General features: G+C 42.8%; 17 protein-coding genes. 13 read left to right on the top strand and 4 right to left on the bottom strand.

Translation table 11 applies throughout. From position 1 onward, the window contains the following. Positions 1-35 precede the first annotated feature (35 nt). The 5 genes from DEO27_RS20380 to DEO27_RS20360 all read left to right on the top strand — a co-directional run bounded on the left by DEO27_RS20380 (position 36) and on the right by DEO27_RS20360 (position 8,340). Positions 36-830 carry a DUF3108 domain-containing protein gene (locus DEO27_RS20380; protein ID WP_112575654.1) on the top strand — a complete coding sequence of 265 codons (795 nt, stop codon included), beginning with the start codon at positions 36-38 and terminating at the stop codon, positions 828-830. A 10-nt stretch (positions 831-840) separates the two neighbouring features. Next, positions 841-1,404: a DUF3109 family protein gene (locus DEO27_RS20375; protein ID WP_112575653.1), complete on the top strand. Its 564-nt coding sequence runs from the start codon at positions 841-843 to the stop codon at positions 1,402-1,404. A 146-nt stretch (positions 1,405-1,550) separates the two neighbouring features. Continuing rightward, the gene (gene gmd, locus DEO27_RS20370; protein ID WP_112575652.1) at positions 1,551-2,687 is read left to right on the top strand and encodes a GDP-mannose 4,6-dehydratase; all 1,137 of its coding nucleotides are present in this window, start codon (positions 1,551-1,553) and stop codon (positions 2,685-2,687) included. A gap of 27 nt (positions 2,688-2,714) precedes the next feature. Continuing rightward, complete coding sequence (locus DEO27_RS20365; RefSeq protein WP_112575651.1) at positions 2,715-4,301, top strand: gliding motility protein RemB; 1,587 nt, start codon at positions 2,715-2,717, stop codon at positions 4,299-4,301. 703 nt (positions 4,302-5,004) lie between these two features. Continuing rightward, positions 5,005-8,340: a glycosyl hydrolase family 28-related protein gene (locus DEO27_RS20360; RefSeq protein WP_112575650.1), complete on the top strand. Its 3,336-nt coding sequence runs from the start codon at positions 5,005-5,007 to the stop codon at positions 8,338-8,340. 86 nt (positions 8,341-8,426) lie between these two features. Here the strand turns inward: DEO27_RS20360 and dxs are convergent, their stop codons facing one another. Continuing rightward, entirely contained in the window at positions 8,427-10,358 is a 1,932-nt protein-coding gene (gene dxs / locus DEO27_RS20355) for a 1-deoxy-D-xylulose-5-phosphate synthase (RefSeq protein WP_112575649.1), read from the bottom strand. 211 nt (positions 10,359-10,569) lie between these two features. On the opposite strand from dxs, the gene DEO27_RS20350 reads away from it, so the two are divergent. After that, on the top strand, positions 10,570-11,862 hold the full coding sequence (locus DEO27_RS20350; RefSeq protein ID WP_112575648.1) for a hypothetical protein: 1,293 nt from the start codon (positions 10,570-10,572) through the stop codon (positions 11,860-11,862). Between the two features lie 65 nt (positions 11,863-11,927). Beyond that, on the top strand, positions 11,928-12,689 hold the full coding sequence (locus tag DEO27_RS20345; protein ID WP_112575647.1) for a segregation and condensation protein A: 762 nt from the start codon (positions 11,928-11,930) through the stop codon (positions 12,687-12,689). 202 nt (positions 12,690-12,891) lie between these two features. On the opposite strand, the gene DEO27_RS20340 is transcribed toward DEO27_RS20345, so the two are convergent. Continuing rightward, a complete protein-coding gene (locus DEO27_RS20340) occupies positions 12,892-13,788 on the bottom strand; it encodes a helix-turn-helix domain-containing protein (RefSeq protein WP_112575646.1) in 897 nt (298 codons plus the stop codon). A 151-nt stretch (positions 13,789-13,939) separates the two neighbouring features. Here DEO27_RS20340 and DEO27_RS20335 point away from each other — a divergent pair, with 151 nt between their 5' ends. The 6 genes from DEO27_RS20335 to DEO27_RS20310 all read left to right on the top strand — a co-directional run bounded on the left by DEO27_RS20335 (position 13,940) and on the right by DEO27_RS20310 (position 21,070). Continuing rightward, entirely contained in the window at positions 13,940-14,791 is an 852-nt protein-coding gene (locus DEO27_RS20335) for an aldo/keto reductase (RefSeq protein ID WP_112575645.1), read from the top strand. Between the two features lie 14 nt (positions 14,792-14,805). Continuing rightward, on the top strand, positions 14,806-15,264 hold the full coding sequence (locus DEO27_RS20330) for a cupin domain-containing protein (protein ID WP_112575644.1): 459 nt from the start codon (positions 14,806-14,808) through the stop codon (positions 15,262-15,264). A gap of 30 nt (positions 15,265-15,294) precedes the next feature. Continuing rightward, positions 15,295-15,780: a nuclear transport factor 2 family protein gene (locus DEO27_RS20325; protein ID WP_112575643.1), complete on the top strand. Its 486-nt coding sequence runs from the start codon at positions 15,295-15,297 to the stop codon at positions 15,778-15,780. A gap of 11 nt (positions 15,781-15,791) precedes the next feature. Beyond that, a complete protein-coding gene (locus DEO27_RS20320; RefSeq protein ID WP_112575642.1) occupies positions 15,792-16,391 on the top strand; it encodes a flavodoxin in 600 nt (199 codons plus the stop codon). 260 nt (positions 16,392-16,651) lie between these two features. Continuing rightward, positions 16,652-17,938: a serine hydroxymethyltransferase gene (gene glyA, locus DEO27_RS20315; RefSeq protein WP_112575641.1), complete on the top strand. Its 1,287-nt coding sequence runs from the start codon at positions 16,652-16,654 to the stop codon at positions 17,936-17,938. Between the two features lie 3 nt (positions 17,939-17,941). Further along, a complete protein-coding gene (locus tag DEO27_RS20310; protein ID WP_112575640.1) occupies positions 17,942-21,070 on the top strand; it encodes a PAS domain S-box protein in 3,129 nt (1,042 codons plus the stop codon). A gap of 126 nt (positions 21,071-21,196) precedes the next feature. On the opposite strand, the gene DEO27_RS20305 is transcribed toward DEO27_RS20310, so the two are convergent. Next, entirely contained in the window at positions 21,197-21,895 is a 699-nt protein-coding gene (locus DEO27_RS20305; RefSeq protein WP_112575639.1) for a ComF family protein, read from the bottom strand. A gap of 23 nt (positions 21,896-21,918) precedes the next feature. Then, positions 21,919-22,986 (bottom strand): 23S rRNA (adenine(2503)-C(2))-methyltransferase RlmN, encoded by a 1,068-nt coding sequence (gene rlmN / locus DEO27_RS20300; protein ID WP_112575638.1) that lies wholly within the window; start codon positions 22,984-22,986, stop codon positions 21,919-21,921. Positions 22,987-23,013: the final 27 nt, after the last annotated feature.

The raw sequence follows: 23,013 nt of genomic DNA, 5'->3' as shown, positions 1-23,013 counted from the left end.
CTTATCACCAGTCCCGCAAAAGGGGCTATTAATCAATGAAAAAACTGCTGATAAATAAATATTTTTTTACTGTACTGCTTTTTATAGTCTGTTGTTCCGGGGGTTCTGCCCAGGAGTTGAAGAAGATCAACGAATCGATTTTCAAGGCTGGCGAACAACTGGATTACAAGATGAAGTACGGTTTTTTTACGGCTGCCGAGGCTACCATTAAGGTAGAGGCCAGCGATAAGAAATATAATGACCGTCCAACTTTCCACCTTGTTGCTGAGGGAAAAACTGCGGGCTCTTTCGACCTGTTTTACAAGGTGCGTAACCGTTATGAGTCGTACGTTGATCAAACAACGCTGATGCCTTATTTTTATACCGAGAACAGGAGGGAAGGTAAATACAGGCATACAGACAATGTTACCTTTGATCAGAAAGATAAAAAGGTAACGGCGAATAAGGGAACGTTCGGGTATAAGGGAGAGTCCTTTGATTTTGTATCGGCCTATTATTTCGCGCGGGCTATCGATGTTTCAAAATTGCACGAGGGTGATACATTTGATCTGCAATACTTTTTGGAGGATGGCTTTCACAGTATGCAGATAACCTATGTGGGTACCGAAACGGTTGAGTGTTCGCTTGGTAAGTTTAATTGTCTTAAATTTAGCCCGGCAATTATTCCGGGACGTATTTTTCGGAAAAACAGTAAGTTGTACCTTTGGGTTACTAATGACAAAAACAGGATACCGGTAAAAGCCCATGTTGAAGTGCTGATTGGTAGCGTAACGATGGACCTGAAATCGGCATCGGGACTTAAGTATCCGTTAAATCCTATTAAAGATTGATTTTAAAAAGATGATTGAGGTTGGCAATGTGTTATTACACGAGGATGTAGTAAAGGAAAATTTTGTATGTAACTTAAATAAGTGCAAGGGAGCCTGCTGCCTTGAAGGTGATTCGGGTGCCCCGCTTAATGCCGACGAGCTTGATATCCTGAAAGAGATCTACCCTAAGGTAAAACCTTATCTTACTGCAAAAGGCATCAAAACCATTGAGCAGGACGGTGTATATGTAACCGATTTTGAGGGCGATTATACAACTCCTTGTGTTGATACCAATAAAGAATGCGCTTACGTAATATGGGAAAATGGTATAACAAAATGTGGTATTGAAAAAGCCTACGAAGAAGGTGCCGTTAGCTGGAAAAAACCTATCTCCTGCCATTTGTATCCTATCCGTATCACCTCATATCCTGAGTTTGATGTTTTAAACTACGACCGCTGGAATATCTGCAGCCCAGCATGTTCATTTGGCGACGAGTTGAAAGTGCGTGTTCACGAGTTTCTAAAAGATCCGCTTATTCGTAAATACGGTGCCGATTGGTATAAGGAACTGGAAGATACCGTAGCCGGAATTTAATTATCCCGCAAGCTTATTTTAATATCCTTATCAGTCATTTAACAGTAGCATCAACCGCTGCCTGTCTTATATATTAAGCGTTATGGACGTAATTACAATAAAATTGGATATTATTGTATTGCACAATACATGTGCGCTATTTATTAATGAAAAAGGCTTTAATAACAGGAATAACAGGGCAGGATGGCGCTTATTTAGCAGAGTTTTTGCTGAAAAAGGGTTATGAGGTGCATGGAGTTAAACGCCGATCGTCATTATTAAATACAGATAGGATTGATCATTTATACCATGATCCGCATGAACCCAACGTTAAATTCAGGCTTCATTACGGTGATCTTACCGATTCAACTAACCTGATCAGGCTTATACAAGAAGTTCAGCCCGACGAAATTTATAACCTTGCCGCTCAAAGCCACGTGAAAGTGAGTTTTGAAACACCCGAATATACCGCCAATGCCGATGGTGTTGGCACTTTGCGCATTCTTGAAGCCGTCCGGCTTCTTGATCTTACTAAAAAAACGCGGGTTTACCAGGCTTCCACGTCTGAGCTTTATGGCTTGGTGCAGGCAGTACCGCAAAGTGAAACTACCCCTTTTTATCCACGCTCGCCGTACGCTGTAGCAAAACTATATGGTTATTGGATTGTAGTTAACTATCGCGAAGCTTATGGCATGTACGCTTGCAACGGGATCCTTTTTAACCATGAGAGCCCGGTACGGGGCGAAACTTTTGTTACCCGTAAAATTACACGTGCGGCATCCAAAATAGCGCTTGGCCTGCAAAATTGCCTGTATGTTGGCAATCTTTCGGCGCAACGTGATTGGGGGCATGCCAAAGATTATGTAGAAGCCATGTGGCTGATGCTGCAGCAGGAAACTGCCGAAGATTTTGTAATAGCGACAGGTGTAACAACCACCGTACGCGACTTTATCAGGATGGCATTTTTGGAACTGGGTATAGAAGTTGAGTTTAGCGGGAAGGATGAAAACGAACGTGGCGTGATCATTGATATTGATGAGGAACGTGCCACTACGCTTGGATTGAATTTGGATGCCTTAAGATTTGGGCAGACAGTAGTTAAGGTTGATCCCCGTTATTTCAGGCCAACAGAAGTTGATCTGTTAATTGGTGATGCTGCCAAAGCGTATAATAAATTGGACTGGAAACCTAAATATGACCTGCAGGCGCTGGTAACTGATATGGTACTTGCCGATTTGCATTTGGTGAAAAAAGACGAATACCTGAGAAAAGGCGGTTTTAACACGCTTAATTATTTTGAATAATCAACGACCAAAACATATAACCTACATATGAAGAGAATATTTACAAGCATTATTTTACTGTTTTTGATAAGTGGATTGGCGGAAGCACAGTCCGAATATCAATCTTATAATTACCAGTTTTACCAAAAACTTAATGAGGATGTTTATTCAACCAAAACAAGGGTACATAGTTCACTAAAGCCTTTTATGGTTGATGATTCGCTTTTGAAGGAGCACTACGATTCATTAATGAACCTGAACGGGCTTAAAGGTCGTTTTTTTAACGAACATCAGATTGATGTTAAGAGCAAGAACTCCACTTTTTATGCCGATCTGTTGCCCGACTTTAACGTTAGCCGCGATTTTTCCGGGAAAAAGAATACCAATTTTGGTACGCTTGGCATCCAGTTCGGCGGTACTTTCGGTAAAAACTTTTCATATAATGTTGCAGGTTATGAAAACCGTGCAGAATTGCCCAATTACCTGCAAACCTACGTTAACCAGGTTGGCATAGCTCCAGGGCAGGCGTACGCAGGTATTTATGGTAACGAATACCGCTGGTCATACATCACAGCCAATGTTTCTTATACGCCTGTAAAGTTTTTGAATATCAGTGCCGGTCGTGATAAAACCTTTGTGGGCGATGGGTATCGCTCATTGCTGTTATCTGATTATGCGTCACCATATCCCTTTTTTAAATTAACGGCTACACTGGGTAATGTGCGGTATATGGCCATGTGGGCTTATTTCGATGACCCGCTTTCCATAAAAGTGGATAATGGCGACAGGAAGAAATTTGGTGTGTTCCATTACCTGGACTGGAATGTAACTAACAGGTTATCGCTCGGTTTCTTTGATGCTGTAATCTGGGCCGCTAAAGACGACTTGGGTCATCAGCGCGGCTTTGATTTCACTTACATAAACCCGGTGATATTTTTGAGGCCGGTTGAAGCCTCAAACGGTTCGCCCGATAATGCTTTGATTGGCTTTACCGCTAAATATAAATTAACCGATGGTATTACTGCTTACGGACAGTTTGCGCTTGACGAGTTTGAGTCATCAAGCTTTTTTTCAAGTAAGGGCAGCTCACGTAATAAATATGGCTTTCAATTGGGTATAAGAGGAGCAAACCTGTTCAATGTTAAGGGTTTAAACTATTTGCTTGAAACAAACAATGTTAAACCTTATACCTACTCAGAACGTACATCTGTAATTAACTATACTGAAAATGGAGAGCCAATCGGGCATCCGTGGGGTGCTAATTTCCGTGAGGCGGTAGGCTTGCTGAATTATTCATATAAAAGGTTTGACTTTACAGGCGAGATTGACTATGGCCATTATGGCCTCGATGTCAACGGTCTAAACTATGGTAAAGATCCTTATCAGGGCTATCGCGACCCGGCGCGCGAATTTGGCAATTATACAGGTCAGGGTTTAACTACAAACATGGTTTATTTTGAAGGAAAGGTAGCTTATTTAATTAATCCTAAATACAACTTAAGGTTTGAGCTCGGCGGTTTAATCCGCAGGGATAAAAATGATCAGTTTAATGACAAAACATCTATGCTGACTTTTGGTATCCGCAGTTCTTTCCGTGCCATATACAACGATTTGGCAAGTTATAAGGTTCATTGATAACCGTATCCCGCAGGATTAAATCTTGCAAATGACAATTGACTGAGCAAGCCCTCTTAGGAGGGCTTGCTTGTTTTATTAGAATCTTGACGCGCATTAAGTTAGACAATTGAAACTCGCTTCATTAGCTACCCGTGCTTTGCGGTTAATCAAAGCTGCGCTTTGGTCTAAAGAGTTATAGCTGTATAAGTAATAAACAGTATACCGCAAGCCAGCTCAAATAAGCCTACCTGTACCGGGACATCTTCAGGCAAACGTACAAGGGGATTTTTCGACACTATTCCTGATCCGGAAATGTTAACGTAGTATAATATCGCATCTTAATTGCAGAGCTCTCCCCGGCCTGTAAGCGATTAGTAAAACTAAATTTGGTCACAAAGGCCCTGTGTAAAAACACATAGTCTTTGTTGTTAAATTGTGTTAACTTATTAATTTTAAGTTGCACGAAACAGAAATCTTTACTACATTCATAGTATAAAATTAAACCTAACCTACTTCTTAAAACAGCCCTTCTGTTTATGTATCACAAATTTTCACCCCAACCACTCCGTTATTTAAAATTTGATATAAAGGATGATATCTTACGTCTGATCACGTGGCCGAATCTTTCCCCATAGATGCTCAGTTACAATTAATTTCAAGTTCGAGGCAGCATCTGCCATACTCAACAGCGAATTATCAATTCATAAATTAATACTATACCATGACAACAATTGCTAACTATGCAGCCTTGCGTAGCTATGTCTACAGCGCGGGCAATGAATCAGTATTTGTACAAGGAAGAGCAGCGACCGGAGACGGCGGCCAGGGAATATTTTTCTGGGACTCGGGTAATACCTTGACAGACAATGACGGTTTTATCATCAAGGTGAGTTCTGTTACTACCGGCAGATGGAAACGTGTTTATGATGATTATATCAGCGTGGCCTGGTTTGGTGCTATAGGTGACGTTAAAACTGTAACAGGGACAATAGTTGCAACAGGCACCGGTGCCACCCCGACCAAACTTACATGTACCGGATCAAATTTTACATCGGCAGATGTTGGTAAAAAGATAACAATTAACGGCGCCGCTGCCCCGGTGAATATACTTAACGAATTCGGTTCAGACGATATTCCGCAAGCACTTTCAACCACTATTGTAACTGTAAATTCGGCAACAGAAGTAATATTACAAGATGCGGCCGCTACCAACGTAACAGCCAGTGAGGTAAATTATGGTAGTGATAATATTACTGTACTTCAAAGTGCCATCAATGCAGTGGCTGCGATAGGCGGTGGGAGTGTGTTTTTTCCTGCGGGTAAATATGCGATATCAGGAAAATTGCAGATCAAAAATTACACTCACATCTTGGGCGAAAGTAAATACAACAGTATCATTTATGCAATTTCAGACAATTTCACACTGATTGAATGGGATTACATGGCTGCCTTGCCGGCACCGGGAAATATATCCGTTAAAAATATATGCCTTTGGGGCTACGCCGACAGGTTTACATATCAAAATGTGCCTGCTACAGCTACAGTAGTTAGATGCTATCTGATGAAATTGAGTAACTACCAATTTGTCGAAATAGATAATTGCTATGGCAAGTGGTCACGGGAAATGGGCTTCGCGCTAAGTGGTGGCACAGTTACTATTACTAACAATATTCTTGAGAATATATTAAGGGATGGTATAAATGCAGGTGATGCACAAAAGGTTATTATGACCGGGAACAGGGGGAGGTTTATTGAAGATGATTTCCTTGCAGTAGATTGTTCAGGAATGTCAAATGGGTCGGATCCAACAGGGGCTGTGGATAATATAGCTATTGTATGTGATAATGAAACGTTCGGTTCGCAGGGTATAACTGTTGGCGGAGCCAGAAATGCTATAATCGCAAATAATAATCTGTCCTTTATAAAAGGTCGGGCTATCAGATGTTCGGTGGAAACTGCCTCGGGCGGCCAGATTGAATCATTAAATGTGGTAATAGCTAACAATAACATAAAAGATGTGCTAAAGCTGTGTACACCGGAGTTGAATTATGGTGTTGTAGATGGCCATAATACATACCCTAACGAGAATAGTACGCCAAGATATATTCCGGGTGCATCGGCAGATGGTATTGAGTTAGGATTTACGATAATGAAATCAACTTCATTAAGCAATAATGTATATCCTGGTACCTTTAGCACTTTGCTTAAACAATACGTAAAACCTGAGATTTTTTGGAATCTTGAAGGGGTTAATCTGGCTCATGGACAAAGTAGGGGGGTAATTGTGGCTCACAATTCTATTATGCAATCGTTTAGTGGATTAACTAAAATATCAGATGCTTATGGCTATGGTTTGTGGACAAGAAAAGGTAACACTGACGTTTTAGGATACCAGGGAACTATTTGTATGGCTAACGGAGGTTCGCAGCAAAATGCTTATTATAAATCATATGGCATCACTGTGGGCGGGCCTAATAAAGGATTAAAAATTATTAATAACTACATTTATGGTTTTCAGCGGAGTATTTACTTTGACCCTCAATACTGGAGAGAGGATATCACTATCAGCGATAATACCATAGAAAGGACACTGGAAGGTATTTTTCTGGATGTTAATGTTAGTTCTCCCGCGCAATATCCTGTTGACATGAATATCACCGGGAATAGTTTTGATCCTGATCCGTATTTAGAAGCCACAGATAGGGCCGATACCACTTCAGCAGGAGGTACCGGTATTGCTGATGCTAATATTGTTGCCGGGACTACACTATTGACCACTACCACATCTACGCCGTTTTCATCATCTGATGTAGGGAAAATTGTTCAGATTACGGGGGCGGGTTTTTTGGGGTTGTTAAACGGACCAACTGCCGATCCTTTAGTTGCTCAGATTGTTGCCTATAACGCCAATAACAGTGTTACTTTATCTACGCCCGCAATGACTACTGTTAATGGGCAAACGTTGACTAAATTTGGGATGCTAACCGGGGGGTGGGCAAATGATACCGGAACGTTTTATCATGCGGTTTTTGCACTATATGCAGTTGGCCTTAAGGTAACTAATAATAACTTTAAGAACACCAAGGATATTGTTGAGGTAAATACATATACCCAGGCATTTGTTTATTCAAATAATTACTACTGTGATCCGGTTAGCCAATATGGTATTAAAACGCTTACTAATATTACCTCAAATCGGGTTTTCTGGATAGACAGCACTCCCGGGAATTTTAGTGACCAATTACTTGCCATCAAAAATACCGATTTGCAAGAGGCGGCAGCGCAACCAACTTCGGGTTATTTTATCAAAAATCAGATAGTCAGGAACACTAACCCAGTTATTGATGCAAACGGATTTATCCTTTATGGCTGGCTGCGTTTAACAACAGGCTCTGACCCTGCAGACTGGCAGCCGATGTATATCTCAACTACCAGCTTAAAAGGCGCCATCTTTAATCAAACGGCAACAACGCAAACAGCTGCATTTAAAATTTCAGGTGCCGGAACAATACTTGGAGGGCTTACGGTTGGAACAGGCTTAAATCCGTCTGTTGATAATGGATATAACTTTGGGGGCCAGACTTTAAGGTGGCGACAAATTTGGGGCGGATTTGGGCATATCGGCGATCCGAATGCACTTGACAACTCAGCGATGTTCCAGATCGACTCGGGCACAAGGGGGTTCCTGCCGGTAAGAATGAACAAGGCTCAGCGTTTAAATGTAACCAGTCCTGCCGATGGTCTGTTGATCTATCAAACGGATGACCTATCCGGTTTGTATGAATACAATGCGGCTACATCAGCATGGAGGCGCATTTACCAAAATGTTCCTGCTATAAAAGCCGTAACAGCATCAGGAACGGGAAGCGCAACAGTTATCAGCATTCCTCATTCGTTAGGAACCACCCCAAGCTGGTTTACAGCGGTTGCTACGAACGGTGCAGCTGGTAATATCGGCTACATAACTGCGGATTCAACTAATATAAACATCAACTATGCTGTGGCACCCGTTGCGGGGACTAATAATTTAGCATATAATATATCTTTTATAGCCTGATTATTATTGGGTAGAAATTTAAAAAGCCGCCTCATAAGTAATTATGAGGCGGCTTCATTATATCGGCGTACTATAGTCGTATTTGATTACGACGCAATAGTATTCATGCTTCTTTTTTCGGCCATGTTACGTACCTGCTCAGCTATCCCGTTGGCATTAAAACCACAATCGGCCCAAAGCTCGGGCTGGTCGCCATGTTCAATGAAAGTATCGGGAATGCCCAGGCGTTTCACCTGAATATTGGTGTAACCATTATCTGCCATAAATTCAAGCACCGCGCTACCTGCACCGCCTTCAATACAGCCGTCTTCAACAGTAATTACTTTATTAAACTTGCTGAATACATCATGCAATAAAGCTTCGTCAAGCGGTTTTACAAACCGGAGATCGTAATGGGCCGGGTTATAACCTTCGGCATTAAGTTCGGTAATAGCTTTAACCACTTCATTACCGATAGCGCCGATAGATAGGATTGCTACATCGTCGCCATCGCAAACCTTACGGCCTTTGCCTACCGGGATGGCTTTGAACGGACGCTGCCAATCAACCATAACACCGTTGCCACGAGGGTACCTGATCACGAATGGCCCCATGTTTTCCTGCTGGGCAGTGAACATCAGGTTACGAAGTTCTTCTTCGTTCATTGGGGCAGAAACTACCATGTTTGGTATGCAGCGCATGTATGCCATGTCATAAGCTCCGTGGTGTGTAGCGCCATCAGCCCCGGCAAAACCGGCGCGGTCAAGACAAAATATAACGTTGAGCTTTTGTATTGCCACGTCATGGATCACCTGGTCATAAGCCCGCTGCATAAAGCTGGAGTAAATGTTACAGAACGGAACAAGCCCCTGGGTGGCTAAACCCGCTGAGAAAGTTACGGCATGCTGCTCGGCAATGCCCACGTCAAACGCGCGGTTTGGCATGGCCTTCATCATAAGGTTTAATGAACAACCTGAAGGCATGGCCGGAGTGATCCCCATGATCTTTGGGTTTTGCTCTGCCAGTTCAATTATGGTATGCCCAAACACATCCTGGAATTTAGGAGGTTGAGGCTTGTCGTATTTAGTTTTCTTGATTTCGCCGGTAATTTTATCAAACAAACCGGGAGCGTGCCATTTGGTCTGGTCTTTTTCGGCAAGGGCATAACCTTTACCTTTTACCGTGATACAATGCAGCAGTTTTGGCCCTGGAATATCGCGCAGGTCTTTCAATACTTTTATCAGGTGGTTTACATCGTGCCCATCGATGGGGCCAAAATACCTGAACTTAAGTGCTTCAAAAAAGTTACTGCGTTTAAGCAGGGTGCCTTTAATGCTTTTTTCAAGCTTTTGGGCGATTTTAAACGCATCAGGGCCAATAGATGATAGTTTGGCCAATACATGCGCAATATCGTCTCTGAAGCGGTTGTATGGCTTTGAGATAGCGATGTCTGTCAGATATTCTTTCAAGGCACCAACGTTAGGGTCGATGGCCATGTTATTATCGTTCAGTATCACCAGTAAGTTTGAATTCTCGATACCTGCGTGGTTAAGGGCTTCAAAAGCCATACCCGCGGTCATAGCGCCATCGCCAATTACAGCTACGTGCTGCCTGTCGGTTTCGCCTTTGTATTGAGATGCGACAGCCATACCGAGCGCCGCAGATATTGACGTTGATGAGTGTCCTACACCAAATGTATCATATTCACTTTCCGAACGTTTTGGGAAACCGCTGATACCACCGTGAATACGGTTTGTATGAAACTCATCCCGGCGGCCCGTAAGTATTTTATGGCCGTAAGCCTGGTGGCCAACGTCCCAAACCAACTGGTCGTAAGGGGTATTAAGCACATATTGTAGCGCTACCGTAAGTTCAACTACACCCAGGCTGGCGGCAAAGTGCCCGCCATTAACGGATACCACGTCAATAATATACTGGCGTAGTTCTTTGCATACCTGTTCAAGCTCATTTTCGTTAAGTAGCTTTAAATCAGATGGATAATTTATTTTTTGTAATAAATTCCCGGCCGGTACCTGCATTGACATTCGTAAGGATATTTAACCTGCAAAATAAGGTAATTATTGTTAAAATAAGGACATATAAATGTATTAATTGTTTTGCGACTGTGCCGAATACGGTATAAAGTGCAATAATAGCCTCATAGCTACAGGCTATAAACATTTAGCTCACAGATGCTACCGCAAATTATTATATTTAGCTTTCCTCAAACCATTGACCTTGTTATAATTTATGACGGAGACAAATGCCAGCCCGATTTATTGGTCGGCCCCGCAAAAAATAGCTTTTAGGTTTATCCTGCAGCTGTTTACTTTGTACATTATTTTTAATCCAAATGGCGTACTGCCGTACACCGAAGTTATCGCCGAATACTACATTAAACCGTTCCATACGCTAATCCCCTGGCTGGCCCAACACGTTTTGCATTTAGCACAACCCATAATCGTTTTTACTAACGGCAGCGGTGATACTACTTACGATTACATGATGATTTTGTTTATAGCAACTGTTGCAGCAATAGGAACCCTAATATGGTCAATTGCCGACAGGAGGTCCCGGAATTATAATAAGCTGTTTTATTGGCTGTGTGTTATTGTAAGGTATTACGTGGGGATAACCATGCTGAGTTACGGTTTTGTGAAAATTATTAAATTACAGTTCCCCTCGCCGTCACCAGGCCGGCTGGTGCAATCAATAGGTAATGCTTCGCCCATGGGATTGGCCTGGACATACATGGGATACTCAAGGGGCTTCAATTATTTTACTGGTATAGCTGAGGTGAGCTGTGGGTTATTGCTGTTTTTTCGCAAAACTACCACGCTGGGCGCTGTGTTGGGGCTGGTAGTTGCCGGCAATATTATGGCCATCAATTACTGCTTTGATGTGCCTGTTAAATTATTGTCGACCACACTTGTGCTTATGTCGCTGTTTCTCCTTTCAAAGGACGCAGGTAGGCTCATTAACTTCTTTTTTCTTAATAAGACTGCGCCACCGTCAGAGATTGAACCACATCGTTTCCGGCTTAAATGGAAAAATGTTACGCTTTCCGTTTTTAAATATATTTTGCTGGTTTATCTGTTGGTGTCAAATATCAATGATGATATTAAAGCAGCCACCCAATACGGCGATGCCGCTGTAAAGCCGCATCTCTATGGCATTTATGATATTCAAACCTATGTGTTAAATAAAGATACTGTTGCTCCCTTAACTACTAACATCAACCGCTGGCGTAAACTGATGGTAGGCGCTTCGGGCCGTGCCATGGTGAAAAAGATGAATGACAGTACGGAAAATTACACTTTTAGATCAGATATTAAAGCGCATACCATAGTGATGTTTACTGATGCCGATACGGTAAATAAATACTACTTTAATTATGCGGAATCCGGCAAAACCAAATTGATTTTGACCGGGAAGTGCGGCATTGATTCGCTCCACATCAGCCTCGAAAAATTTGATCTGAATAAATTCAGGCTGAATAACCGTGGCTTTCATTGGATTAATGAATATCCGTACAACAAGTAAGGGTTTGGTAAAGGCGGCTGATTTGTAATTATTTGATGTTGTAAAATGTTTATTTTTGACGCTTTATGACCGACGATAGTTTTGCCATTAGGTTACCCCAGTTTGAAGGCCCGTTTGACCTGCTGCTGTTTTTCATTGAGCGTGATGAACTGGATATTCACGATGTCCCTATCGCAAAAATTGCCGATGATTTTCTGAGCTACCTGCACCAGATGACGAGCCTTAATATGGAAATTGCCAGCGAGTTTATTTTCGTTGCGGCAACGCTTATGCGTATCAAGGCCAAAATGTTATTGCCGCGTTACGGTACCGAAGAAGCGGGCGATGATCCGGATACCAAAGAAAACCTGATCAGGAAGCTCATCGAATACAAAAAGTTCAAGGAGGTTTGTGAAGAGATAAGGCCCATGGAAGATGAGCGCTTTAAACAGGAAAAGCGCGGTAACATTAAGCTTGACCTGGAGCAGGTTGAAAAAGTAGCTGTTCCCGGCGAAGAACTATCTGAACTAACCCTTTACCGCCTGATGGTGGTTTATGAGCGGATGCTCCGCAATTTCACCCGCCGCAGCGAAGAGGTGAAACATACGGTAGTACAGTATCCCTATACCATCGAAAAGCAAAAAAAGGCGGTTGCCGATCTGCTCCGGATCAATAAAATGCTCGACTTTAAGGCCATCGCCAAAGAGTCTGAAAACAAGGTGCATTTTGTATACAACTTTTTAGCAGTGCTTGAAATGCTGCAGCAGGATTTGATAGACATTCAGATAGGATTAGGGTATAATAATTTCTGGATTTCACCTAAAGGCGAGCTGGAAGCAGAAGGCTAAAAGCCTAAAATTCGGCGCTTTTTTGGAACTGATGTAGAAGCTTTATGCTTTCAATTTTTTAAACATATAAATTAAAAATGTTCCGGATCTCAGCCCGGAACATCGTTACCGTTCGGAAATCAACTAAGTCACCAATCTCACACTAATGATACCTTGATACTTATCACAGACAAAACTCATTTATCTGATAAGCATTTGTTTTTTAATTTAATGACCGGTACTCCTGTGGTGTATGGCCTACTCTTTTTTTAAACAGGCGGGCAAAGTGTTGTGGGTATTTAAATCCTAATTCATAAGCCACCTGGTTGATGGTTTTATTTCCGTCAAAGATTTTCTCCTTTGCCATGTCAATCAGTTTAGCCTGGATATATTCCTGGGCAGTTTTCCCTGTTTCTTTTTTAACCAGATCGCCAAAGTAGTTTGCCGAAAGGTTCAGTTGCTCTGCACACCAGGCAACGGCAGGTAAACCAATAGTTTGCGGCTTGTCTGATCCAAAATAATCGTTCAACAGGTTTTCGAACTTTGCTAAAATGCCTTGATGCACATGATCGCGAGTGATGAACTGGCGATCGTAAAAACGGGTGCTGTAATCCAAAAGCAATTCAATATTGGCAATAATCAGGTGTTTGCTATGCTTATCTACGCCCCGCTCCAGCTCATAATCTATTTTGGAAAAACAATCTAAAACGATGTTCCGTTCACGTTCGGACAGGTGCAATGCCTCGTTCGACTGGTAACCGAAAAAGCTGTATCCGTGGATTCGTTTGCCGAGCGAAGTGCCATGTATGAGGTCGGGGTGGAAGGCCAGGGCATTACCTTTTGGCTGATAGGATTCGCCATTGCTGTTTATACCGGCTACCTGCCCCGGTGCAAGTAAAACCAATGTTCCTTCCTGGTAATCATAGGTGTTTCTGCCATACACCATATCGCCGCATTTAACATCTTTTAAAAAGATAATGTAAAAGCCGAAATACATTTTGGAGCCCTGCCTTGGATCGGCTTTGGACAGATCGACAACACTTACCAATGGGTGTTTGGTTTCGTTGTTGTTAAATGCATTATACTCACTTATTGTATTGAAACGGCGCATGCTATCCATATCCACTCTGTTTTAATTCCCGAATTTACGCTATTAATCAATGTATTGACACCACAATGGGCCCGATCAGTAATAATGGTATAAACATCCGTAATCTGTATCCTGTTTCTACAGGCAAAAGGCCTCAACTTTGTCTTAGTAAATATCAGCTATGCAAAAAGTTAAATTAAATAATGGTGTCGAAATGCCAATTCTCGGATTTGGTGTATTCCAGGTAACGGATCTGGCGGAGTGTGAAAGAAGTGTAAGCGATGCCATAGAAACAGGCTATCGTTTGATTGATACCGCGGAGTCTTACATGAACGAAGAAGCTGTGGGCCGGGCTATCAAAGCAAGCGGTATAGCCAGGGAAGAATTATTTATTACCACTAAGCTTTGGATCCAGCGGGACGGTTATGCAGGGGCAAAAAAGGCTTTTGAAAGTTCATTGAAAAAGCTGCAGTTAGATTACCTGGACCTATACCTGATGCATCAGCCGTATGGCGATGTGTACGGCGAATGGCGGGCTATGGAAGATTTATATAAAGAAGGCAAAGTAAGAGCTATAGGTGTGAGTAATTTCCACCCCGACAGGTTGATTGACCTTATCGTCCATAACGAGATTGTTCCGGCTGTAAACCAGGTTGAAACACACCCTTTTCATCAGCAAAATGAAGCGCAGCAGTTCATGATTGATAACAGGGTACAAATAGAATCGTGGGGCCCATTTGCCGAGGGCAAGAACAATATTTTCCATAACGAATTGCTGCAATCTATTGCCGGGAAGTACAATAAATCAATAGCTCAGGTTATCCTTCGCTGGCTTACGCAAAGGGGAGTTGTGGCCATTCCCAAGTCGGTACGCAAAGAGCGAATGGAAGAGAATATCAACATCTTCGATTTTGAACTGAGCGCCGAAGATATGGATGCTATTAAAGCATTGGATACTAAAACAAGCAGCTTTTTTGACCATCGCGATCCGGCAATGGTGAAATGGCTTGGAGAAAGAAAATTGAATAATTAAACCTGCAAAAAATCATGAAAAAAGTTTTGTATGTAATGATGTTGTTGGGAGTTGTTACTTCTAACCGCGTGATGGCCCAAACGGCCGCCATCTTCACAAAAGGCGAATTGTCTAAAACCAATAATCATACGGGGGATGTGTGGCTTCGGGAATTAAATAAGGCTGATAGTGTAATTGATTGCAATGTAGCTACCGCGACGTTTGCACCGGGTGCTAAACTCGACTGGCATATCCACCCGGCAGGGCAAATTCTGATGATTACAGAAGGAACAGGTTATTACCAGGAAAAGGGAAAGCCAATTCAGGTGGTTCATAAAGGGGATGTGATTAAATGTGTTCCCGGTGTAGCCCACTGGCACGGCGCATCGCCTGAATCAGCCTTCACGTACATTGCGGTTAGCACCAATGGGGCAACAAATAAAACCCAATGGCTGCAAAGGGTAACCGACGCGGAATATAACAGCGCGAAATAGTTTATTAATACCAATAAATCCTGTAAAATCATGAGAGTATCAATTATCACATTATTCCTGTTAATTGCCGGGGTGCGGTTAGCCGGTGCGCAAACGCAAAGTACATCACCTGCACCTACAAAAGCAGAGCAGGAGATCATTAACCTGTCTAAAGCCAAGTGGACATGGATGGCCGACAAAAATGTTGATTCGCTAAATGTGCTGTTTGATGAAAAAGCTGTGTTTGTTCATATGGGCGGAAGCTGGGGGAAACCACAGGAGATCAATGTAATCAAATCAGGAGGGATCTGGTATAAAAAGGCAGACGTCTATTCCACTTCAGTAAATATTTTTGGTGGCACGGCCATCCTGTTAAATGATATCGACTTGCTGGCGGTAGTAGGCGGAAACGAAGTTGTACATGCTTTCATGGTAACAGAGGTATACGTTAAAGAAAACGGTAAATGGAAGATGGGGTCACTCACCTTTTCGCAATTGTTGAGGCCGGTTAAGATGGAAGTGCCGGGCAAGAAATAAAAATTGGGTGTATGAAAAAAGTGTGTTTTGCTTTGATTTTAATTGCGCTCTGCAGTATTTCTGCCTGTTCTAACGCGCAATCTATATCAACAAAAAAAGTGCTGATTGTATACCTGTCCCGCACCAATAACACAAAGGCCATAGCCAATATAATCCACGATGAGGTTGGGGGAAAACTGGTAGCATTGGAGTTGGAAAGGCCGTACCCGGAAAACTACCAGGCCATTGTTCAGCAGGTTGCCAAAGAAAATGAAACCGGCTACCTGCCGGCATTAAAAACAAAGATCGATAGTATCGATCAGTATGATGTGGTGTTCGTTGGCTTTCTTACCTGGGGAATGAAACTGCCGCCTCCTGTAAAAAGCTTCCTGAAGCAATATGACCTGAGCGGAAAAACAATCGTTCCATTTAATACCAATGCCGGTTACGGCATTGGCAGCACTTTTGAAACGGTAAAAGAACTGTGCCCCAAAAGCAAGGTATCAGATGGCTTTACCACCAAAGGCGGCATTGAACGCGACGGCGTTTATTTTGTTATACAGGGCGAAAAGGAAAAACAGGTACGTGAGGAGGTTAAAGCCTGGTTGAGGAAAATAAAAATCCAGAATTAACAAATCGTTTACATGTGCTTAAAATGAAACTTTGATGTATTCATGAAATAAGATACGTAAATCCTACATATATCAGCCTTTACCTGTTTTAAGCTTGGTGTCTATTTTGCAGTAATTAGTTCGTTGTAAAGAGTTGAGTAGCAAATAATATTGTGTTTACTTTTGAATAAGTAAAATCTAACATTGCTTACCTCTCAAATCTCATATCTCATATCTCAAATCTATCTTTTTCGCTAACTTAGCGCCGTTAAAAACACACAATGAAAAGAGACAAACTGATATTTAAGCTATTGGATGAAGAGCAACAACGCCAGGAAGAGGGCATTGAGCTTATTGCATCTGAGAATTTTGTAAGCAGGCAGGTTATGGAAGCTGCAGGTTCTGTTGCAACCAACAAATATGCCGAAGGTTTACCGGGCAAGCGCTATTATGGCGGCTGTCAGGTGGTTGACGAAATTGAAACCATAGCTATCGAGCGCGCTAAGCAATTGTTTAATGCCGAGTGGGTTAACGTACAGCCACACTCTGGTGCACAGGCAAACGCGGCAGTTATGCTTGCGGTATTGCAGCCGGGCGATAAAATATTAGGTTTCGACCTTTCTCATGGTGGTCACTTAACACATGGTTCACCTGTTAACTTTTCGGGTAAATTATATGAGCCTCATTTTTATGGGGTTAACAAAGAAACAGGTTTGGTTGACTATGACCAGCTGAAAGAAGTTGCCCTGCGCGAAAAACCAAAATTGATCATCGCCGGTGCTTCTGCATACTCACGCGATTGGGATTATGAGTTTATCCGTAAGGTAGCTGATGAAGTTGGAGCTTTGGTACTGGCCGATATTTCACACCCTGCCGGTTTAATTGCACGTGGTTTGTTAACAGATCCGCTTCCGCATTGCCATATTGTTACTACTACCACCCACAAAACATTACGTGGCCCACGCGGTGGCTTGATTATGATGGGTAAAGATTTTGAAAATCCATGGGGCCATAAAACACCAAAAGGCGAAATCAGGATGATGTCGTCATTATTGGATATGGCTGTGTTCCCGGGTACACAGGGTGGTCCGCTTGAGCACATTATTGCTGCTAAAGCCGTTGCTTTTGGCGAAGCTTTGAGCGAAAACTACATGAAATACATTGTACAGGTTAAAAAGAATGCCGATGCTATGGCCGAGGCATTTGTGAAACTGGGCTACCAGATCATTTCTGGCGGTACCGATAACCACTTAATGCTTATCGACCTGCGTAATAAAAACATCACCGGCAAAGCAGCAGAAAATGCTTTGGTAACTGCTGATATCACCGTGAACAAAAACATGGTGCCTTACGATGATAAATCACCATTTGTAACTTCAGGTATCCGTGTGGGTACTGCCGCTATTACAACCCGTGGCATGAAGGAAAAGCACATGGAGCACATTGTTGAATTGATAGATGCTGTAATTTCTGATCCTGAAAATGAACATTCTATCAAAAAAATCCGTAAAAGGGTTCACAAGTTAATGTACGATTTTCCGTTGTACAGAGATAAGGACTCAGAATAAAAAATGACACTAAGGCAGGAAGATCCATTAAACATAGAAGATAAGCGTTTAGCCGCGCTCCAATCATATCATGTTTTGGACACCATGCCCGAAAAGGAGTATGACGCTATTACGCGTTTAGCTTCTTATATATGCCAGGCTCCTATAGCGTTAATTACGCTGCTGGATGCCGACAGGCAATGGTTTAAATCAACATACGGCGTCGACGCGGAGGAAACACCCCGCGCCGACGCTTTTTGTAACCGCACCATCCAATCTGACGCGCTTCTTGAAATTCCAGATTCGAATGAAGATGAAGAATTCAGAGATAACCCTATTGCTAACGGAATGGGCGTACGCTTTTACGCCGGTGCGCCACTGATTAATCCCGACGGTCTCCGCTTGGGCTCATTATGCGTAGTTGATACCAAACCCCGCAAGCTTACTGCCGAACAGCGCGATGCCTTACGTGTACTGGCCGATGAGGTAATGTCTCACCTGGAGCTCCGCAAGCAAAAGCTTAAGCTGGAGCAAAGCCTTGCCGTTCGCGAAGAATTTTATGACCTTTTTGATAGTTCGCCCGATATCCATTGCATTATGGACAGGGATTTTAAAATCGGACATATTAACCGCGCGGTAAAATCTGTTTTAGGTTATTCCGCAGACGAGGTATGCGGGATGCCTATCTGGAATTTTTTTCCGGAGGAGGCGCGTGAGCAATCATTAGCTGTATTAAAAAAGGGCATCAGCAAACAGCAACGCAAATTTGAAATTGAAACTCCCGTAATTACTGTTGAAGGGGATAATAAGTGGATAAGCTGGTCGGTAACTTTTAAAGACGATAAATGGTTTGCCAGCGGGCGCGATATTACCTATCAGAAACAGGTGGCCCAGGATCTTGAACTACTTTCATTGGTGGCCAGTAAGGTGAGCAATGGGGTAGTGATAAGTGATGCCGATGACCAGATATTATGGACAAACGACGCGTTTGAAAATATAACGGGTTATGCTTATGCAGATGTTAAGCAACTTCGCCTGCGTGATGTTATAAAGGGGAAGCCGTTAAGTCCTGAGGCTATGGAAAAGCTGGAAGAGGCTATCCGAAACAAGATATCATATGAGGTAGAGCTTTTTTTTAATGCAAAGGATGGTTCGCCAAAGTGGATCTCGGTAATGAATTCGCTCATTTATAATACCGATGGTAGCGTTGATAAATCCATCAGGGTAATTATAGATATCACCAAACGTAAACTGGCCGAACAGGAGGTAGAGATATTATCGTTCGCGGCACGTAAATCACCAAGCGGTATCCTGATCCGTGATGCCGAGGGGAAAGTGATCTGGATGAACGAGGCCCTTGAAAACATAACAGGTTATACATTTACCGAAATGCAGGGCCGGGCCTTTGGCACCATGTTGCTGGGTGAGGATACCGACCTGGAGGTTTTTAAAGATGCTGTTAAAGCAGTTGAAGAAAAGCGTTCGTACGAGGTAGAGATCAAGATCTATAAAAAAGATCAAACTCCTATCTGGGCATTCCTGTCAAACAGTCCTTTGCTTAACGAGACCGGCCAGGTTGAACGGCAGATAGGGGTGATGGTTGATATCAACGAGCGTAAAGCTACCGAAGAGCAGTTGAAGCAACTATCGTTAGTAGCAAGCAATACTACCAGTGGAGTAGTGATCAATAACAGCGATGGTAAGGTAGAGTGGGTTAACCGCGCGTTTGAAAATATTACAGGTTATACCCTTGATGATGTAAAAGATGTGCACCTGGGCGATATATTGAAGGGTGAGCTTACCGATGTATCTATCATACAAAAAGCCCGGGAACTGTCCAGGCAAAAGCAATCATTTGAGGTGGACCTGCTGGTTTACCGTAAGGACAGGCAGCCTTTGTGGATCTCGGTTATCAACTCGGTTATACTGAACAGTAAAAACGAGGTTGACAAATACATTGAAGTAATCATCGATATCACGGCTAAGAAGAAGGCCGAGATTGAGCTTATTTCGGCAAGGGAAGAGGCAATACAGCTTAACCGGGCCAAAGATATGTTCATATCAGTGATGAGCCACGAAATCCGTACGCCGTTAAATGCCGTAATTGGTATGTCGCACATATTGCTGGATGATGATCCTGCCGAGTCGCAAAAGGAAAATCTTAATATCCTTAAGTTTTCGGCCGAGAACCTCATGACGTTGATTAACGATGTGCTGGATCTGGCTAAAATTGAAACAGGCAACGTTGAGCTTGAAAAGGCCACGGTTAACCTGCGCGAACTGGTTAATAGTATAACAAGTTCGATGCAGTTTAAGGCTGCCGAAAAAAAGATTTATATTAGCAAAAGCGTTGAGGAGGTTGTTCCCGATGAGGTGATTGGCGACCGGACACGCCTTATCCAGATATTACTTAACTTAGTAGGTAACGCGGTTAAGTTTACGCACCATGGCGGCGTTAACATCGATTTAAAGGTTATTCAGGAAACGGAGCGGGATGTACGCATCAGGTTTGCCGTAACTGATACCGGCATTGGTATTCCGGCAGACAAACTGGGTACCATATTTGAACAATTTAAACAGGCCGATACGGATACAACCCGCAAGTATGGTGGTACCGGTTTAGGTTTGGCTATCAGTAAACGCCTGATCGAATTGCATGATTCACGGATAAACGTGGATAGTGTGCCGGGGAAAGGTTCGACATTTTGGTTTACCATTGGATTTAAAAAAGCTGATATAAAGCAACAGAGAAAAAATAATAACGTGGAAGAAGGACTTAAAATAAACGTTTTAGTAGTAGACGACAACCAGATAAACCGCTTGCTTATCAATAAAATATTAAAGAAGTGGGGTGCTCATGCCGATTTTGCTGAAAACGGTATTGAAGCTATTGAAAAGGTTGAAGCCAACCGCGGCTATAACGTGGTGCTGATGGATATCCACATGCCTGAAATGGGCGGCCTGGAGGCTACCGGCATAATCCGTTCTAAAACCGATCCTTATTTTAAACAGTTGCCCATTATAGCACTTACCGCATCCATGCTCAGCAATCAAATGGGTGAGATCAACAACGCCGGCATGAATGACTATATTCTTAAGCCTTTCGATCCAAGGGTGCTTTACGATAAACTAAGCAGGTATCAGCAGCAGTAGGTAAAAAGCTATGTCATTATAAGCGAAGCGTGGCAACCGCAGGGAAGCACGGCTGCTCTGTATAGCATGCGATTGCTTCGTCGTTCCTCCTCGCAATGACATGGAAAATAAAGCTTTAATACACTTCTACACCGCATAAGCAATCGCAGCAATACTCAATTTTACTCCGGGAACTTTCAATAACTCCGCTCCGCAGGCCTCAACGGTTGAGCCGGTGGTTACAATATCATCAACCAGCAATATATGCTTGCCCTCAAGTGCGGCAGGATCTTTAACAGCGAATACATTCTGCATATTTTCAAACCGGGCAAAGCGCGACCGTTGGGTTTGTGTTTTGGTAGCCACCGTTCGCACAAGGCTATGTTCATCAACCGAAGCATTTAGTTTCTCGGCAAGGCCATGAGCAAAGCAGGTACTTTGGTTATAACCGCGTTCGCGTAGGCGGCGTTTGTGCAAAGGGACAGGGATAATGAGATCTGTCGAGCTGAAAATGTCATTTGAGGCAAGTTGCGCGCCTGCAATGGTGCCAAGCAAATTGCCTATCTGCTGCATACCCTTGTATTTAAAGTGATGCATCAGGTTTTGGATTTTGCCACCTTTATGAAAATAATAAAGCGCATAGGCAGCCTCAACGTTAATTTTACCCCAAAACTGCTGGGCAACAATGTTGGCAGGCTGTTGATGGAAATTGGTAAAAGGCAAATTAAAGCGGCAATCGCTGCAAATGATATACTCGCCCGCCACTAAACTTGCCTGGCAGGCCGGGCAAAGCTCCGGAAATAGCAGGGCGGCAAAATCAGCAAGGTAGGCACGCAGTAATTTCATGCCCTCAATTTAAGTCGGATTTTTTAAACTTCGGCCAGTTTATCTTTTTCTTTGATGGCAAGCTGTCCGCAGGCAGCATCAATATCTTTACCGCGGCTTCGGCGCAGGTGGGTGTTGATACCCTGTTTGGTAAGGTAATCGGCAAATGCTTCAACCTTATCTTCGCCGGCGTTAATGTAGCTTGCAAAAGCAATGGGGTTATATTCAATGATATTAACCTTGCAGGGCAGGTGCTTGCAAAATTTGGCCAGCTCCATAGCATCCTGAATGCCGTCGTTTACACCATCAAAAATAATGTACTCGTAGGTTACTGGGTTTTTGGTTTTGGCGTAGTAGTATTTTAAAGCCTCGGCCAGTGCCTTTAACGAGTTTTGCTCGTTGATAGGCATAATGGTATTACGCTTTTCGTCGTTTGCGGCATGCAGGGAAAGTGCGAGGTTAAATTTAACCTGGTCGTCGCCCAGCTTTTTGATCATTTTGGCAATACCGGCAGTTGATACGGTGATCCGCTTGGCTGCCATGTTAAGCCCATCTTCGGAAGTGATGCGTTCGATTGACTTCATCATATTGGCATAGTTGAGCAGTGGCTCGCCCATACCCATGTAAACAATATTTGATAAAGGCTGACCGTAGTTTTCACGCGCCTGCTGATCAATCAAAACTACCTGGTCGTAAATTTCGTCGGGGTTAAGATTTCTTTTACGCTCCATATATCCGGTAGCGCAAAATTTACAGGTGAGGCTGCAACCTACCTGTGATGATACACAGGCTGTCATACGGCCGGGGGTGGGAATCAAAACACCCTCAATTAAGTGGTTATCGTGTAAAATAAAAGAATTTTTTATAGTTTTATCAGCACTAACCTGTGAAGAATTAATTTTTACATTATTAATTACAAAATTTGCATCCAGTTTAGCACGGAGTTCTTTTGAAATATTGCTCATCTCGTTGAAAGAAAAGCAAGATTTTTTCCAAAGCCATTCATATACTTGTTTTGCCCTGAAGCCTTTTTCATCCATGCGGATGAAATGCTCCTGTAAAGCATTCAGACTCAGGCTACGGATGTCAATTTTATCTTTTGTATTGTTCACAGTGCAAAAGTACTTAAATTTAAAAAA

Source organism: Mucilaginibacter rubeus, assembly GCF_003286415.2.
Lineage (GTDB): Bacteria > Bacteroidota > Bacteroidia > Sphingobacteriales > Sphingobacteriaceae > Mucilaginibacter > Mucilaginibacter rubeus_A.
The sequence above is the reverse complement of the archived record's forward strand: the minus strand, read 5'-3'. Positions and strand labels throughout refer to the sequence as shown.